Below are 16,954 nucleotides of genomic sequence, written 5' to 3' on the forward strand. Positions count from 1 at the left end.
ACAATGTTACGATTATAAAATAGCAGGTCGTTGTGGTTTGATCTTTGCAACTTTAGTCGGGTAGTGATTTTTAATGGTATCAATGGATTGTCTGATTTTTATAGATGAGGGGAATGTGAATAATGTGTTAAATAATATAATTGTTAGCCAAAAGTATATACACCCAGCCTCATCGGAGGAGTACTGAGTATCCCACTTTATGAAATGGTCACATTAAATGGGGCACGGGCACAGCCAGACGGTATCGCGTTGAACGTATTCGGTGTTGATCAGTGAAAGATGAGCGATTCAGTCATTCATTTCATTTAATAGAATAACCGCCTGAGTGCGGTTTTTGACCCCGAGTTTGCGAAAAATAGCTGTCATGTGGGCTTTGATGGTGGCTTCGGAAACGTTCAGTTCATAGGCAATTTGTTTATTGAGTAAGCCATCTGACAACATTCCTAATACTTTGTATTGCTGTGGGGTTAATGCTGCAATTTTTTCAGCCAGATCACTGCCGGGCTGGTTGGTCATCACCAGATCTTCGGGGAAGTATGGGTCACCATTGAGCACTTTATTCAGGGCATCAACGAGGGTACGCATATCGCTGGATTTGGGAATAAAGCCAAAAGCACCATGCTTTTTCACTTGCGCAACAACAGAAGGTTCTTCACTGGCTGATACCACCACAATCGGTAAATCCGGATAGGTGTTTTTGAGGTGAATTAACCCTGAGATCCCATTACTGCCCGGCATTTTCAGGTCGAGTAAAACCAGATCCGGTTCTGGCTCTTTTGCCAGCAGGGTCAGCAGTGCATCCAGCGTGTCTGCTTCCTGTAGATTGGCACCGCTCACCGCCATATGCACCGATTGGAACAGTGCATTACGGAAGAGCGGATGATCATCTGCGATGATAATGGTGTAGGTCGCGTCCATTACAATTCATATTTTTACAAGCTATTAACCAAATTATTGTTCCGTTTATAGTTTTGAACAATGTCGGAGCACGAAAACTCTGAACTCTATCCCCTTTTTTGCAGACATCTGCGTGGCCTGTGTCGCGATTGTATGTTGATACATTAATCGTGTGATCCAGATTGCTTTTATGCCGTAAAAGGAGAACCAAGACTCAACCATTGCAACTTGGGTTGCTTTGAGCATTCTGACCGGACGTTATAAAGCATACTGATGAAGATGTTGCAAGAACTCATCGGCAGACATAAAACCGGTAATCCGGGCTTGCGGGACTCGTTCTCCAGCGCTATTCCAAAAGCTGAGGGTTGGTAATCCAAGTACCCCTAAGTGGTTCAGCAGGGCTTTATTTTGCGCATTATTTGCCGTGACATCGGCCTGAATGAGACGATAATTGGCGAGTTTTTGCTGTACGCCATGATCTGAAAACGTATATTTTTCGAACTCTTTGCAGGCGACGCACCAGTCAGCATAAAAGTCGATCATGACGGGTTGTTGATTCGCTTTGGCTAAAGCAAGCTGTTGTGCCAGTTCATCGATATTCTCAACCTGAACAAAAGACAGCGATTCAGCGTTTGTTGGAGATGTGATGATGCCGGAATACAATGCGACTGGTGTCAGCGAAAATCCGACCCCGACCAGAGAAAAGACAAGCAGCAATGTTTTTCTGAGATGGCTGGTCGCAGAGCGGAGACTGGTCAGTAATATCCAGAGGAAAAGACTCACACCAAGCAGTGCCCATAAGCTGACTGACCATAATTCGGGGATGATTCGCTCCAGAAGGAAAATCGGGGCAGCAAGGAGGATAAAGCCGAACAGCGTTTTCATTTTTTCCATCCACGGACCTGATTTGGGCAGAAAACGCTGACCGAAAACAGCAATGACGATCAATGGTATCCCCATGCCGAGCCCTAACAGATAAAGCGCGATACCACCGAGCATCAAGTCACCCGTCTGTGCCACGTATAGTAAAGCACCAGAGAGTGGGGCGGTGGTACAGGGAGAACAGATCAGCCCGGAAATCGCGCCCATGATAAAGACACCGAACTGACGACCACCGGACTGGCGTTGGCTGAGGTTATTCAGCGCGGTTTGTAAAGCCGCTGGCATTTGAATGGTGTAGAGCCCAAACATGGAGAGTGACAACAGGATGAAAAGCAGGCTGAACGTGATGAGAATTGCCGGGCTTTGTAGCGCTGCCTGAAACTGTAATCCAGCCGAGGCAACGACCAGTCCGAGTAATGTATAGGTGAGAGCCATCCCCTGAACATAAATCACGGCCAGTCCGAAGGCCTGCTTCTTATTGAGGTTATTCTGACCCAGCACGATACTGGTCACAATCGGATACATGGGAAAAACACAAGGTGTGAAGGCTAACCCGATACCGAGAAACAGGAAGAGCACGACCGTCCATAGATCTTCTCCCAGCGCATTGGCCAAGCGATCTTGTTCGGCTTGCGGCAACACTTGTGACGATTGGTCATTGTGTTTTTCTGACCGCTGGCTTGACTGAGATTGAACACCGCTTGATTCTGAATTTGTTGCTGCCGTCGGAATCGGTGCGATCGGCACGGTGCGCACTTCCGGCGGATAACAAAACCCCTGTTCGGCACAGCCTTGATATCCGACCTGAATTTCGGCATTTTCCCCCGCATCGGCCAGTTCCAGCGTAATTTGCAGCGGGGTGTTATAGATATTCACATCCCCGAAAAACTCATCTTGGTGTGATTCACCCTGACGCATATGCGTTGAGAGGATGCGTACTTGTTGTGGGTCGAAATTCAGTTTGTGTTGATACAGATAATAGCCGGGTTTGATATCCCAGCTCAGGGTTAATTGATTTCCTTGTTGATAGGCGAGAAAGGGAAACGCCTGATCGACCGTCACGAATCGCGATTGATTCGGGCTAAAAGCGGAGGACAACGGCGCATCAAATTGCTGAGCATGAAGCGGTAATAAGGCCGATACCAGCAGTGTCCAAATGAGAAAAATAGTCCGCATAATTGTCCGTATTAAAAGGATATGTTTGACTTGAGTTGGCTCATCATAACGCAAGTTTTCCGCGAAATGCGAGAGATAGCAGCCAGTCTTAGGCAGATAGATTCAAGTATTCGACCAAAAGCCAAAAAAAGGCGATGGCTCTCTGACGATATTCTCAGAATAGAAGGAAGAATTTGTGTGATAGGGTGGATATTTGAATTTACAGGAGCTGTGAATTCATACTGCGATATCCGTAGATACCGCAGTATGTGGTACATAAAACGATGCTTATTCGTAGCGTTTCGCTTTATATTGAGGGTGTCTCAGGTTTTCGATAGATAGAATTTCATCCACCTCTGCTTCGGTCAGCAAGCCGCGTTCCAGAACGACTTCGCGGACACTTTTACCTGTCTGAGCACAGATTTTGCCAACAATATCACCTTCATGATGACCGATATATGGGTTCAGATAGGTCACAATGCCGATAGAGTTGAAAACATAGTTCTCACAAACTTCTTTGTTGACGGTAATCCCATCAATACACTTATCGCGCAGATTGATACATGCATTAGACAGAATCGAGATTGACTCAAACATTGCCTGACCGATAACCGGTTCCATCACGTTCAGTTGGAGTTGTCCTCCTTCCGCAGCAAAAGAGATGGTATTGTCGTTACCCAGCACTTTAAAGCACACCTGATTGACGACTTCAGGAACAACTGGATTCACTTTCGCCGGCATAATGGATGAACCGGCTTGAAGTTCTGGCAGGTTCAGTTCATTTAGCCCGGCTCTTGGTCCGGAAGACAGCAGACGTAAGTCATTACAGATTTTAGAAAGCTTCACAGCGAGGCGTTTGAGTGCACCATGTGTCATCACATATGCGCCACAGTCAGAAGTCGCTTCAATCAGGTCTTCTGCCGGAACAACATCCAGTCCGGTAACGGCTGCCAGATGTTTGACTGCCAGCGCCTGATAACCTTCAGCAGCATTGAGACCGGTACCGATAGCGGTTGCGCCCAAGTTGACTTCAAGCAGAAGCTTTGAAGTATATTCCAGCGCACGAATTTCTTCATTTAAGGTCACAGCCCAAGCGTGGAATTCCTGACCAACGGTCATTGGTACCGCGTCCTGAAGCTGAGTTCGACCCATCTTGAGGATATTGCTGAACTCATGGCTCTTAAGTTCAAATGCTTCTTTGAGGTAACTCACTGCACTGACGAGCTTTTGTACGCTGTTAAACACAGCAATACGGAACCCGGTTGGGTAAGCACAGTTGGTTGATTGACTCTTGTTGACATGATCATTGGGATTGATCACATCGTATTGTCCTTTTTCTTTACCCATCAGTTCCAGAGCAAGGTTGGCAATGACTTCGTTGGTGTTCATGTTGACCGAAGTCCCTGCGCCGCCCTGAAATACATCTGACGGGAATTGATCCATACACTTCCCTGTTTCGAGCATTACATCACATGCTTGGATAATGTAAGATGCAATCTCTTTTGGAATCACGCCTAGTTCTTTGTTAGCAAGGGCTGCCGCTTTTTTAGTCATAACCATGCCACGGACAAATTCAGGTACATCTGAAATGGTGACATTGGAGATATTGAAGTTTTCTACAGCACGTAAAGTGTGGATGCCGTAATATGCATCAGCAGGGACATGACGTTCGCCGAGTAAATCTTCTTCCAGACGGGTAGCGGTTTCAGCAACTGCTTCAGAGAGGGTTGTCATAGTATAGGATCCTTAGGTAACTCAACTTCGTAGTTATCAATTTATAGGGATTAATTCTTCAAAGAATCCATTCTGGTAGTGTTAACGTTTGGAAATCCGACCAAAACGCATAGAACATCATACTGAGTCTGCTGGATAAAAAAAGTGACTTGATCACCTTTTTCACTACCGACGATAACTTTATTGTCTTTAGTGGTTTTGCACAACAGTCAATTGTTCGATTCCATGAGCGGAAACACAATTTTTCCCTTTTTTCTTAGAACGATAGAGTGCTTTGTCCGCATTGACGAAGGATTGGTGATGGCTGGATGTGATTTCAGCAATTCCGATGCTGATCGTGGTGTCATATTCTTGCCACGACTCAATGGCAAGGCTGATTCTTTCCATTAATTTTTGTGATGTTTTGACATCGGCATGTTGAATGATGACGGCAAATTCATCGCCACCGATGCGCGAGACAAAATCCGTATCGCGCAGGATCGACAACATTTGATTTGCCAAACGCAGCAGGACCTGATCACCAACGGCGTGGCCGTAGGTATCATTGATCCGTTTGAAATCATCGACATCAATGATGGCCAGACTACTTTGGGGCTGGTTGCTATATCGTTCCTGCAATCTGGAATAATGCAGTAACGTCTGGTTGAATTTTTTCTTATTCCACAGTCCGGTCATTATATCCCGTTCATTCTTCTCTTTGAGCGCTAAAATCGCGTTGTAGTGCTCTGAGATATCACTGAATGAATAAACGTAATGACTGATCTGTCTGATGGAACCTTCCAGAGCCCGCACTTCAACTTTACAGACGTGCGGGGGTTCTTCATTGCCGATCCGCACTTGACCCTGCCATTCTCCACTGGTCTGGAGTTGTTTGAGAATATTTTTGTACCTGGTTTTGGCCGGTTGTAAATCGAGAATATTTTTCCCTTGAATTTCAGATGGTTCAGTATCAAAAAGTTCACAGAAACGTATATTTGCCCGCAGAATGATGTGGTGGGCGTTGGTTAGGGCGACAGCAACACTGTTGTCGAGTACGACCTGATTGAATGTTTGCTCCAGCCGGTTGATTAAATAACTCTCCCATAGCAGTGCAAAAAAGCCGGCAATAATGCCGAAGAAGAGCAGCAGCATGATAACAGTCATCCGAATTTCTTCATCTCTTTGCGTAAAGCCTTGATTGATGAGGTTCTGCGGATACATCGCCAGTAGTGTCATATCATGACTATTACCGAATAGTGATGCCTGAAATGGTTGAAATACATATAAACCGTCGGGGGTTTGAAGGCTACCGGACTGGTAGGGGGCTTGATGAATCGACTCCCAGAGTTTGGGATGTTGATAAGCAAGATTGACATTTTCCCGCTCTTTGAGTAACCGGCCGAAGAGTTTATTCTTATTATTACTGAGAATGTAATAACCACTTTTATCAATAAAATCAACTGAATATCCAAGTTCATTGGATGTGATGTTTTTGATAATGCCGAATACTTCAAGATTAGCGATGAAGTACCCCAAGCGTTGCTGAGCATGATCGATTGGATAGATCATGCGAAATCCCGGTTTGTATGGGGTCACAATTTGGCCGAATTCTCGTTCCAGATCGATTCCGAAATAGCCCTGTTCTCCCGGTGCAAGCCGTTGTGCATAATAAAAATAATCTCGTTTCCCTTTATATTGTAATGCATTGTCCGGGACGATATAGGGGTGACTCATCTGCGGTGTATAATCAACACGAATGATTTCTTGCCCCTGAGAATCGAGATAGCGCAACTGGTAGAAAAATTCCACATTTGCAGCGGTCAGATACCATTGATTTTTAAGATAATTCCGGTAGGTCGGATTGCCTGTTTTGGCAAAGTCGAGGAGCAAAGGAGATTGGCTCAGTTGTGCAAAATTCTGTTGGATGAGTTTAGTCAGTTGAGTTGCTTTGGTTTCGACATGTTCAAGATATTGTCGACTCTGCGTTTCCAGCTGTTGAACAAAAAAGCGATGCGCTTCATTGGTGAGATGGAAATAGTATCCAAACGGGATCACCGAGAGACACAGCCATATAAGCATCATCTTTTTAATGGTTCTTTTTGCTCGTTTCATTATGCAGCTAACTGACTATTTATTTCTTAAAACTTAGATCAGGATCTGTCGGGATACCAGAAAGTACGGCTATTTTTATGGATTTTCTGGCCACTTTGTCTAATTTCAGTGATAAAACAGGGCAATGAAAAACATCATCACAGAGCACATATATACTCTTTTTCTTGATAAGCCTGCTTTGGGGGAAGTTTATGAGGCTGGTAACGCTCAAAATAGTAAGGAAGTGAAACTCAGGGGTCGGCTTTATCGATAGATTTCGTTACACTCAACAGGTTTGCAGACCTATAAAAGGAGGCGCTGTGTTTCCCCTTATTTTATTTTTATTCATTGCAGTACCAATCATTGAAATTGGTTTATTTATTCAGGTCGGCGGATATCTCGGACTGTGGCCGACTATCGGTTTAGTGTTGATCACGGCGTTTGTCGGCGCCTCTCTGGTACGAAGTCAGGGATTACAGACTTTGCTGACCGTGCAACAGCGACTTCAGGCGGGCGAACTACCGGCACAACAAATTCTCGAAGGGGTACTTCTGGCGGTTGCCGGGGTACTGTTATTGACGCCCGGCTTTATGACGGATTTTATGGGGATGTTTGTGTTGCTTCCGGGACCGCGTGCGATGCTGGCTCGTAAGCTGATGGCTAAAGTCGTGATTCAAGGAAATGTTCAACAGCCATTCGGCACCGGTGAGCCTCATGATCGGCAATCCCATCGCGGTAACACTTATGAAGGTGAATATGATCGCAAAGACGATGATGACGATCATGATAAATTGAATTAATGTATCGCGGCATTGAGAATGTATCACTAACAATAAAAATAGGCGTCAATTCCATGTTTCACATTGCATTATATTGTCCGAACATTGCCCAAAATACGGGCAATATTATTCGGTTATCAACCAACAATGGTTGTCATCTTCACCTGATTGAGCCATTAGGTTTTGATCTTGAAGAAAAAAATCTGCGGCGAGCTGCTCTCGATTACAGAGACATGGCGAAGGTGAGTGTCCACCCGAACTACGAAGCATTTTTAGCTGCGATTGGTGATCAACGAATCTTCGCGCTGACGACCAAAGGTTCCAGACCGCATGATGAGCCGGCCTATCAAGCTGGCGATGTATTGCTATTTGGATCTGAAACCGCGGGTTTACCGGATGATATTCGTAATGGTTTCCCTGAAGAGCGCAGAATTCGGATCCCGATGTTGCCCGATGCGCGAAGCATGAACCTCTCCAATTCTGTGGCTGTCGTCAGCTACGAAGCATGGCGTCAACTTGGTTTCCCCGGTGGAAAGTAAGCCATTATCAAACATTTCATCACCATGTAAAAAAACATGTAAAAAGCCAGTCGAGTGACTGGCTTTTGTCTTTTTATCCTTTCGATCACTATGGTGAATGGTGAATGGTGAATGGTGAATGGTGAATGGTGAGTTGCGAGGAGCGGGATTATGAGGCTGGTATATCCAGCGGCAGCATGATGGTAACCCTCAGCCCGCCCATGGCGCTGCGGCTGGCTTGAATTGTGCCACGATGCTGACGGATGGCATTTTCGCTAATCGCTAGCCCCAGTCCTGTGCCACCGCTGTGCCGCTCTCGGGTGGTTGATACGCGATAGAAGGGGCGAAATATATTGGCGAGTTCATTCTCCGGCACGCCTTCACCGTTATCTTCGACACAAAGGGTTAACTGCTGTGATGTATCACTGAAGGTGACCCGGATTTGATCTTTGCCGTAGTAGATCGCGTTACGGACGATATTTTCAACGGCACTCATCAGTTGTTGTGGGTTGCCTGATATCCGGCGCTCCGGAATGGCTGAATAGGTGAGGGTTTTTGCCATCTGTTCAGCTTCGAATACGGCATCGTCAAGCAAAGCTTCCCATAAACTGGACAAGGGTTGTGTTTCTTGTTCGGAGTGGCTGTTGAGCTGCATTCTGGACAGTTCTAACAGCTCGCCAATCATCTGTTCCAAGCGTTGGGCTTCGAGATCAACTCGTTCCAGTTCGGGGCTGCTTCCCTGTTTGCGAGTGGCAAGTGCTGTCGCCATTCTTAAACGGGTGAGGGGGGAGCGAAGCTCATGAGAGATATCGGATAATAGTCGTTGTTGCCCTGAAATCATCTCATTGACGGCTTCGACCATATGGTTGAAGCTCTGTCCTGCCTGACGAAATTCGGTGGTTCCCTGCTCCAGAGTGCGATCAACCTGAAACTCACCCTGAGCAACACGTTGTGATGCCTGAGCCAGTTTTTGAGCGGGTTGACTTAATGCCCATGCCAGCCAGAGCAGCAATGGTGTACTGATCAACATGACGACCAGTAGCAGCGAAACCGGGTGATCCAGCAAACGAATAAACAATGGTGGGAGCTGATTGTCTGGGAAGGCAACGTAGAGTAACAAAGATTGTTGAGCCAGCTGAACCGGCATCGGCCCCGCCATCAGAAAATGGCCGTAGAGGCGCTGCTGCGGTTGATCGACCGATTCAATGCCAGTGATGAAATTTTGGAGAATCCGGCGACTGACCATTTGATTACCGTTGACCAGCAGAATGTTGTTGTCCGTATCGGTCAAAAACAGATGAGGTTTGTCCTGATTTTCCCTGAGCGGGCGATAATGCATATTATGTCGGGGTTGCCGGATGAGCCGGTCGGATAGCGTTCTGAGAATCGTGGTGAGGTCTTGCTCTCCGGCAAATCTGGTTTCAAGGTTTTGTTTGATGGCAGCCAGACGTTGACGTTCCGAATTGGGTAAATCTTTGGCTTTTCTCGGGTCAAGATTCGGCAGTAAAAGCACCACGATTAAAATCAGTAACATCGTGAACCAGAAAATGGCAAAGATTCGGCCGTAGAGACTGTTTAACTTGGGCAGATGCATCAGTCCTCCGCAATCATCAGATAACCGCGCCCGCGCAGTGTTTTGATTCTTTCCCGTCCATCATGGCGGGGTGGGAGTTTTTTTCTCAGGTTGGAGACATGCATATCAATGGCACGGTCAAAGGCCGCCAGCCGCTTGCCGAGCACATCCAGACTCAGGGTTTCTTTCGTGAGCGTTTCTCCCGGCTGCTGAACAAAGTGAGTCAGCAATGCAAACTCTGTGGTCGTTAGATCAAGCAATTGATCGTGGCAGTATGCTTCTTGTTTTTTGGGGTATAGGCGTAAATCATCGCACTCGAGCACCTCACTCGATTTATGCATCGGAGCTGGTTGTGTGCGACGGAGAATCGCGCGGATTCGGGCCAGAAGTTCCCGATCACTGAATGGTTTTGGCAGATAGTCATCAGCACCCAGTTCAAGACCGATGACCCGATCAATTTCTTCACCTTTGGCTGTCAGCATCAGCACCGGTAATTGCGCATATTGAGATGAGGTACGGATTCTTTTCAGCGTTTCCATGCCATTCAGTTTCGGCATCATTACATCCAATAAGACAATGTCTGTCCGTTCATCAAGCATCCCGAGACCGGCTTCACCATCGTGAGCCTCAGTAACACTGAATCCTTCAAGGGTGAGCACTTCTTTGAGCAGTGTCGTTAACTCGGTATCGTCATCAATGATTAGGATATGGGACATCAGTGGTTCTCCGCGCGTCCTGTGAACGTTTTATTTTTGTCAGCCAAGGGCTTCCTAGGGGCTGTTGACCTTTCGTGATGGTTTTTGCAGCAATTTGTCGTGCATTTAGTCAAGGCAGGTCATGTGAAGTGTAGCGATCTACATGAATCATGACCTAACGCTGGATAAATGAGCGACAAATGCTGCCCAGAGGGTTCATCTGAACGTGTCTTGCTCTTTGTTGCGGGTCATTTGCTTAGGATAGCTAAGCGGCATGCCCCGCGCCGCGATCAATACCCGTTCAGATTGAACAAAATTCAACCACGAAAGGTCAACAACCCCTAATAGTTTACCTTTAAAATCCACGGATAAAGATCGTTTGGTGCCTCATTTACACTCTTTTACCGACGCTATACACCAGTTGACCTTAGAGAATGTAAGCTTAATTTACCGACATACGAAAGGCTGATGATAATTCAGTCTGTCCACCAAGCAAGAGGTAACAGAGATGAACACTTTAACAAAAGTAATATTGGCAGCCGCTGTTCTCCCGTTCACGCTCGGCAGTATGAATGTTTTTGCCGGCTATAACCATCATGGCGGTGGTCATTGGGGGAATCAACGTTCCGAATGCCAGGGTTATGATCAGCGTGGGATGTTGCGAGGATTTAACCTTACAGCAGAACAGCAAAATCAACTGACAGCACTCCGACAACAACACCGGGAGCAAAGACAGGCTCAGATGCAAGCTTTTCATCAAGAGATGGTGCCGATTGTTACGGCAAAAAATTTTGATGAGCAAGCCGCTCAGAAACTGGCCGGCAAAATGGAAAATGCACGCGTTGACAGACGGGTAGAGATGATGCGTCAACGGCATGACATGCTCAGTATCTTGACGCCAGAGCAACAACAACAGTGGCAAAAGATGTTTCAGGAAAGAAGACCGTACAACAATATGACCGGCCCCGGTCAAGGTGGTAATGGCCCTAGCTTCATGATGAACCAATGGTAGGATAACATCTGCGATTGTTGAGTTGTGAGAATTGTGAAAACAGCATGTTGTTGGATAGTGCTTTGATGAAACCAATGACGTCAGTGAAGAAAGAGGTGACAAGGATGCGCCTCTTTCTTGTGACTACTACTAATAATTATTATCACTTTCATGTTAAAAATCAGCTAATTATATTATCTGTTGATAAATAAATCGCCTGCAATGAAGCTGATTTCGTTATATAGTTAATCATCATTGATGGCATTCATTCAGAGTTTTTTGATGCACACAAATTATATTCGTTTAGTGAAATCAGCAGCATGGAGTGCGACCGTGGTCGCGATAACGTTACTGCTCATTAAAATGTTTGCCTGGTGGCAGACAGGTTCAGTCAGTTTACTTGCATCGGTGATTGACTCTTTGCTGGATATCGCCGCATCGGTGGTCAATCTTTGGGTGGTTCGTTATGCGCTGCAACCGGCTGATCGGGAACATACGTTTGGCCACGGGAAGGCAGAATCTTTGGCGGCACTGGCACAAGCGATGTTTATTTCGGGTTCTGCCTGCTTTTTGCTGCTCAATGGGGTTGATCGTTTCTTCCGCCCTCAGCCGCTACAAACACCGGAGCTTGGGATTTATGTCAGTGCGCTGGCGATAGTTGTGACATTCTTGTTGGTTAGGTATCAAAAATATGTGGTTCGTAAAACAGGGAGTCAGGCGATTGCTGCCGATTCTTTGCATTATCAGTCTGATTTATGGATGAATATTGCGATTATGATCGCGTTAGCGCTGAGTTGGCAAGGGGTGACCCAAGCCGATGCGATTTTTGCCGTCGGAATCGGCGTTTATATTTTATATAGTGCCTATCAGATTATTCATGAGGCGATTCAGACGTTGTTGGATCGTAAGTTGCCGGATGAGGAAATCAGTCACATTCGTCAGTTGAGTTTATCGGTGGACGGGGTGTTAGGAATTCATGGTTTACGAACGCGAATGTCCGGGCCGGTGCGTTTTATTCAACTGCATCTGGAATTAGATGATCACTTACCGCTGATTCAGGCTCATGAGATTTCTGATCAGGTTGAAGCATTATTACTGGAACAGTTCCCCGGTTCCGATGTTCTGGTTCACCAAGACCCTTATTCTGTGATTCTGCAGTCAGAGTATGAGCAGAAAGTGGCAGAATGGTCGTGAAACAGTGTCGGTGTATATCAGAGATGAAGGGATGTTATTGAATCGACATCGGCAAGATAGCCTGAAACTGTGTTTCAGGCTATCTGTATGACTGACTTATTTAGTACTTCTAGTACTTCGCTTCTAGCGTGACGCCAGCATAGTCAGAATAACCGCGTAGCATGATTGAGTAAGTCCCTGCAGCCGCACGATCAAACGAGCATGACTCGTTATTGCCCACTTTGTAAGGACGACAATCATAAGAACGGGTTCCTGCTTTCGTACCATACTTCACATAAAGATCGGCATCACCTTGGCCGCCCGACATTGAAATCGTAAAAGGACGGGATTCAGGCAGTTCAAACGTATACCAACTTTGACCCGATGCCTGACCACTTAATCCGGTTAGCGGTTTTCCGACCTTCAATACAGGGTTCTGTGGCTCCTCTACCGCTGAATTTGCCATTTCTACGACATAGGCAAGGCCGAGTCGGGCAAATTTTTGCGCGTGTTTTCCTTCGCTGTCAGAATTGGCAAGCGTATCTCGCGGGGTATGAATATGTGGGTTGTATTCAGCAAACTTAGCTTCGAAAGGCATTGATGCAGGGTATCCGGCACCATGCCATGATGCGTGATCCGAGCAACCGTAACCACATCGGTCGAAGCCATATTTCAGATTCGGCAGATATTCATCCAGTAGCGTTGCCAGAAAGGAATTCAGATTGCTATCGGTGTAATCGGTCATGAAGACGATATCTTCAGCCGAGCCGGGATAGTTGGTCATGTCCAGCTGCAGAGCGGAAAGCACGTTTTTGCCGTTATTCTTATACTGGCTGGCGATATCCTGAGAGCCGCGTAGGCCGACTTCTTCCGCTGCATATGCCATGAACGCAACTGTTCGCTTCGGTTTAAAGTTGTTTTCTGCCAGTACCCGGATGATTTCAGTCACACTGGCGATGCCTGATGCGTCGTCATCAGCACCGGGAGCAACACTCTGGGCGTTGGTTCTTGAACCGATGGTTGAATCTAAGTGACCGCCAATGACCACGATTTCATCGGGTTTTTCCGTTCCCCGGATCGTCAGGATCACGGATTTTTGCCGATAACCGGAATGACTAAACTGCTGCACAGAAGCATTGCGCCATGCAGAAGCGAGTCCTCGCCATTCATTTGCAATCCAGTCAGAAGCTTGTGCCCCGGTGTGGGTGGTATAAAAGCGATTGGTAAAGCCCGATAAGCTGGTGATTGTATCGGTAATTTGGTCTGCGCTGACGAGTGGGATCAACGGTTTGACAATATCTTGTTGATGAATACCGACTGCAGCAAATGAACTGCTGGTTAATGGAACCCGGCTTGCTTCAATCGCACTTTGTTTAGAGTCATGGACAATATAACCACCGCAGCGATGATGTTCTTCGTGCATGTTGTGTGATAGCTCAGCAAGATCTTGTTGATCAACTTGTCCAACCCAAACGAGCGGGTTATCAACAACCGACTGAGCCTGAATCGGTTGGGTGACGGATTCCAGCAAGGTGCCTTTTGCATCAGCGCCAATCGATATCCAGACTTTGTTGTCGTCAGTCTGTGAATTTCCTGCCGCAATGAGCGATGTACTGAACAGTGTCAGTATGACGGCCAGACTGGTTTTGGTGTATTTCATTATCCTGATCTCCCTATCGTAGGCGCTTGATCTGAGTGGTAAAAGGCCTTAAAGGCCAGCGTTACTAAACTAACAAAACAGAGCAAGATTAGGGATAATTCAGTGCAAATTAATTCATAATCAGAATGTAAACAACAGTGAGCATAATAATGTTAATAAATATTTATATTGTTTATATTTATGTAAACTTATGTACAAATATGAGGGAAAGATGCTCTGTTGAGAATCCTTGCTGTGGGAACATCACGACGGTTTCTTAGACTATTTTGTATTCAATATTGGCCATTTCTATCGTTTATTCGCATAAGAAAAAAACCATACCCTGATGTGAATCAACAAAGAATAATGACAAAATTGCAATACTCATCCACAATGTGAACACTTAATCTTCAGTGCAAAAAAAGATCGGGTAACTTTGCAAAAAAAGTGACATGATGTACTGAGAAAATCGGTTTGTTTTGACACCAACAACCGAATACAACTATCTATTAGAATGACATTCCCAATATTTTAGAGGGTGAGCATGATTAAAAAGATCGGGATATTAACAAGTGGCGGTGATGCACCAGGGATGAACGCTGCGATTCGTGGCGTTGTACGTACTGCATTAGGCGCTGGTTTGGAAGTCTTCGGCATCTACGATGGCTATCTGGGACTTTATGAAGACCGGATTGTTAAGCTGGAGCGTTCAAGTGTTTCTGACGTGATTAACCGAGGTGGGACATTCCTTGGTTCTGCCCGTTTTCCTGAATTTAAAGAGGTTCACGTTCGCGAAAAAGCGATTGAGAACCTGAAGAAGCATGGTATCGAAGCACTGGTTGTCATCGGTGGTGACGGTTCTTACATGGGCGCGAAGAAGCTGACAGAGATGGGATATCCATGTATCGGTCTGCCGGGCACCATTGATAACGATATTGCCGGTACCGATTATACCATCGGTTATCTGACCGCTTTGAATACCGTCATTGATGCGATTGACCGCCTGCGCGATACATCTTCATCTCACCAACGGATTTCTATTGTTGAAATCATGGGACGTCATTGTGGTGATTTAACACTCATGTCAGCCATCGCCGGCGGATGTGAATATATCATCACCCCGGAGACGGGATTGAATATGGATGAGCTGATTTCCAACCTGAAAGACGGCATTGCCAAAGGTAAGAAACATGCCATTATTGCTTTGACTGAGCTGATGATGGATGCCAACGTTCTGGCGAAGAAAATTGAAGAAGCGACAAAACGCGAGACTCGAGCGACTGTTCTGGGCCACATTCAGCGTGGTGGTCGTCCGACAGCATTTGACCGGGTTTTAGCGTCTCGTATGGGGAACTATGCGGTTCATCTTCTGCTGCAAGGCTATGGTGGCCGTTGTGTCGGCATTCAGAAAGAAGATCTGGTTCACCACGATATCGTTGACGCGATTGAGAATATGAAACGTCCGGTTCGTAAGGATTTGTATAAAGTCGCTGAAGAACTGTTTTAAGTTTTTTCGTCGCACATATTAATAAAGACCGCACTGAGCGGTCTTTTTTTGTATCGGTTATTAAGTCTGTTTGCTTTGGTGCAGCTTTTTGGTACGGGTCACCTTTTTGATACCCCGATTACGGAAAGCTGTCAGACGATCCACATCCGTTCTTCCGGGTCTTTTCTGTTCAGATAATGGGTGGATTGAATCCGACGAATCGTCCGGCACTTGCCGCGGATAAGTAAGGTCTCTGTGACGGCAATATTGCCTTGGCGAGTGACGCCATCCAGTAAGTCACCTTTGGTGATGCCTGTTGCAGAAAAAATTACATTATCACTGCGCACCATATCTTCCATCTTCAGCACTTTTCCGGCTTCAACGCCCATTTTCTGACAGCGCTCGATTTCCTGCTGGCCGATCTGGCGGTTTTCATCGGTATCACCTTTCACTTCGTGGCGCGGCAGAAGACGGCCATGCATATCACCATCCAGAGCACGAATTACGGCTGCGGAGACGACACCTTCAGGGGCACCACCGATACAATACATCACATCAACTTCACTGTCGGGCATACAAGTTAAAATGGAGGCTGCCACATCACCATCGGGCACGGCAAATACGCGGACGCCCCACTGTTGCATCTGGGCAATGGTTTGCTCGTGGCGCGGTTTAGCCAGAGTAATGACGACCAGCCCATCCAGTGATTTACCTAATGCCTGGGCGATATGTTCGAGATTTTGTTTGAGCGGCAAATTGAGATCGATACATCCTTTGGCTCCCGGCCCGACGACCAGTTTTTCCATGTACATATCGGGCGCTTTCAAAAAGCTGCCTTTTTCCGCGGCTGCCAGTACAGAGAGTGCATTCGACTGCCCCATGGCTGTCATTCGGGTTCCTTCGATCGGATCAACGGCGATATCCACTTCATCGCCACCCAAACCGACTTTTTCACCAATATAGAGCATCGGAGCATCATCAATTTCTCCTTCTCCGATGACAATTTCCCCCGTGATCTCGGTCTTATTCAACAGGCTCCGCATGACCTCAACGGCTGCACCATCCGCTGCATTTTTATCACCGCGCCCAAGCCATTTATACCCGGCTAAAGCGGCACCTTCGGTCACCCGGGAAAAGGCCATTGCTAAATCACGTTTCATGTGAACTCCATCTTGACGGAAAACTGAGAAATTTGCGTCGAATTTTAGCATATCCCGACGAAAACGTTTGCTGAAATGCTTGTAGATTATTGCACTTGATCAAAGCTGCTTCAGATCTTCAGCGCTATTTCAGGGCTCAGACGAGGGGAATCCTGCCACGGAGAACAACAAAAGTAAGAATAGTGTCAATTCACGCCGATTT

Annotated in this window: 13 protein-coding genes; 5 read left to right on the forward strand and 8 right to left on the reverse strand. The window is 46.4% G+C overall.

Annotated features, from left to right (window positions below):
• Positions 1–288 precede the first annotated feature (288 nt).
• From VR7878_RS11590 to VR7878_RS11605, 4 genes are all read right to left on the reverse strand, one after another.
• Positions 289–918, reverse strand: a complete 630-nt coding sequence (locus VR7878_RS11590; protein WP_077336251.1) for a response regulator transcription factor — start codon at positions 916–918, stop codon at positions 289–291.
• 237 nt (positions 919–1,155) lie between these two features.
• Positions 1,156–2,955 carry a protein-disulfide reductase DsbD gene (locus VR7878_RS11595; protein WP_077336252.1) on the reverse strand — a complete coding sequence of 600 codons (1,800 nt, stop codon included), beginning with the start codon at positions 2,953–2,955 and terminating at the stop codon, positions 1,156–1,158.
• A 267-nt stretch (positions 2,956–3,222) separates the two neighbouring features.
• Positions 3,223–4,668 (reverse strand): aspartate ammonia-lyase, encoded by a 1,446-nt coding sequence (gene aspA / locus VR7878_RS11600; protein WP_077336253.1) that lies wholly within the window; start codon positions 4,666–4,668, stop codon positions 3,223–3,225.
• Positions 4,669–4,857: 189 nt separating this feature from the next.
• Positions 4,858–6,729: a sensor domain-containing diguanylate cyclase gene (locus VR7878_RS11605; RefSeq protein ID WP_235862873.1), complete on the reverse strand. Its 1,872-nt coding sequence runs from the start codon at positions 6,727–6,729 to the stop codon at positions 4,858–4,860.
• Between the two features lie 329 nt (positions 6,730–7,058).
• Between VR7878_RS11605 and VR7878_RS11610 the strand changes: the two genes are divergently transcribed.
• The gene (locus tag VR7878_RS11610) at positions 7,059–7,538 is read left to right on the forward strand and encodes an FxsA family protein (RefSeq protein WP_077336255.1); all 480 of its coding nucleotides are present in this window, start codon (positions 7,059–7,061) and stop codon (positions 7,536–7,538) included.
• Positions 7,539–7,591: 53 nt separating this feature from the next.
• Positions 7,592–8,056 (forward strand): tRNA (cytidine(34)-2'-O)-methyltransferase, encoded by a 465-nt coding sequence (locus VR7878_RS11615; protein ID WP_077336418.1) that lies wholly within the window; start codon positions 7,592–7,594, stop codon positions 8,054–8,056.
• A gap of 148 nt (positions 8,057–8,204) precedes the next feature.
• On the opposite strand, the gene cpxA is transcribed toward VR7878_RS11615, so the two are convergent.
• Together cpxA and VR7878_RS11625 are read right to left on the reverse strand one after the other, a co-directional pair.
• Positions 8,205–9,629, reverse strand: coding sequence for an envelope stress sensor histidine kinase CpxA (gene cpxA / locus VR7878_RS11620; protein WP_077336256.1), 1,425 nt, complete (start codon positions 9,627–9,629; stop codon positions 8,205–8,207).
• Positions 9,629–10,324 carry a response regulator gene (locus VR7878_RS11625; RefSeq protein WP_077336257.1) on the reverse strand — a complete coding sequence of 232 codons (696 nt, stop codon included), beginning with the start codon at positions 10,322–10,324 and terminating at the stop codon, positions 9,629–9,631. The genes cpxA and VR7878_RS11625 overlap by 1 nt, the downstream gene beginning before the upstream one ends.
• Positions 10,325–10,811: 487 nt before the next feature.
• On the opposite strand from VR7878_RS11625, the gene VR7878_RS11630 reads away from it, so the two are divergent.
• Together VR7878_RS11630 and fieF are read left to right on the forward strand one after the other, a co-directional pair.
• Positions 10,812–11,315, forward strand: coding sequence for a Spy/CpxP family protein refolding chaperone (locus tag VR7878_RS11630; protein ID WP_077336258.1), 504 nt, complete (start codon positions 10,812–10,814; stop codon positions 11,313–11,315).
• 261 nt (positions 11,316–11,576) lie between these two features.
• Entirely contained in the window at positions 11,577–12,488 is a 912-nt protein-coding gene (fieF, locus tag VR7878_RS11635; RefSeq protein WP_077336419.1) for a CDF family cation-efflux transporter FieF, read from the forward strand.
• 109 nt (positions 12,489–12,597) lie between these two features.
• Here fieF and VR7878_RS11640 read toward each other — a convergent pair whose 3' ends face one another.
• On the reverse strand, positions 12,598–14,127 hold the full coding sequence (locus tag VR7878_RS11640) for a M28 family metallopeptidase (RefSeq protein ID WP_077336259.1): 1,530 nt from the start codon (positions 14,125–14,127) through the stop codon (positions 12,598–12,600).
• Positions 14,128–14,650: 523 nt separating this feature from the next.
• Between VR7878_RS11640 and pfkA the strand changes: the two genes are divergently transcribed.
• Complete coding sequence (gene pfkA, locus VR7878_RS11645) at positions 14,651–15,613, forward strand: 6-phosphofructokinase (RefSeq protein WP_077336260.1); 963 nt, start codon at positions 14,651–14,653, stop codon at positions 15,611–15,613.
• A gap of 131 nt (positions 15,614–15,744) precedes the next feature.
• Here pfkA and glpX read toward each other — a convergent pair whose 3' ends face one another.
• Positions 15,745–16,752 carry a class II fructose-bisphosphatase gene (gene glpX / locus VR7878_RS11650; protein ID WP_077336261.1) on the reverse strand — a complete coding sequence of 336 codons (1,008 nt, stop codon included), beginning with the start codon at positions 16,750–16,752 and terminating at the stop codon, positions 15,745–15,747.
• Between the last annotated feature and the right edge of the window lie 202 nt (positions 16,753–16,954).

Source organism: Vibrio ruber DSM 16370, assembly GCF_900163965.1.
GTDB lineage: Bacteria > Pseudomonadota > Gammaproteobacteria > Enterobacterales > Vibrionaceae > Vibrio > Vibrio ruber.

Coding starts and splice junctions, on each gene's coding strand:
- cpxA (WP_077336256.1), bottom strand. CDS start 9,629: ATGCATCTGCCCAAGTTAAACAGTCTCTACGGCCGAATCTTTGCCATT.
- VR7878_RS11625 (WP_077336257.1), bottom strand. CDS start 10,324: ATGTCCCATATCCTAATCATTGATGACGATACCGAGTTAACGACACTG.
- fieF (WP_077336419.1), top strand. CDS start 11,577: ATGCACACAAATTATATTCGTTTAGTGAAATCAGCAGCATGGAGTGCG.
- VR7878_RS11605 (WP_235862873.1), bottom strand. CDS start 6,729: ATGATGCTTATATGGCTGTGTCTCTCGGTGATCCCGTTTGGATACTAT.
- glpX (WP_077336261.1), bottom strand. CDS start 16,752: ATGAAACGTGATTTAGCAATGGCCTTTTCCCGGGTGACCGAAGGTGCC.
- VR7878_RS11630 (WP_077336258.1), top strand. CDS start 10,812: ATGAACACTTTAACAAAAGTAATATTGGCAGCCGCTGTTCTCCCGTTC.
- VR7878_RS11595 (WP_077336252.1), bottom strand. CDS start 2,955: ATGCGGACTATTTTTCTCATTTGGACACTGCTGGTATCGGCCTTATTA.
- aspA (WP_077336253.1), bottom strand. CDS start 4,668: ATGACAACCCTCTCTGAAGCAGTTGCTGAAACCGCTACCCGTCTGGAA.
- VR7878_RS11615 (WP_077336418.1), top strand. CDS start 7,592: ATGTTTCACATTGCATTATATTGTCCGAACATTGCCCAAAATACGGGC.
- pfkA (WP_077336260.1), top strand. CDS start 14,651: ATGATTAAAAAGATCGGGATATTAACAAGTGGCGGTGATGCACCAGGG.
- VR7878_RS11590 (WP_077336251.1), bottom strand. CDS start 918: ATGGACGCGACCTACACCATTATCATCGCAGATGATCATCCGCTCTTC.
- VR7878_RS11640 (WP_077336259.1), bottom strand. CDS start 14,127: ATGAAATACACCAAAACCAGTCTGGCCGTCATACTGACACTGTTCAGT.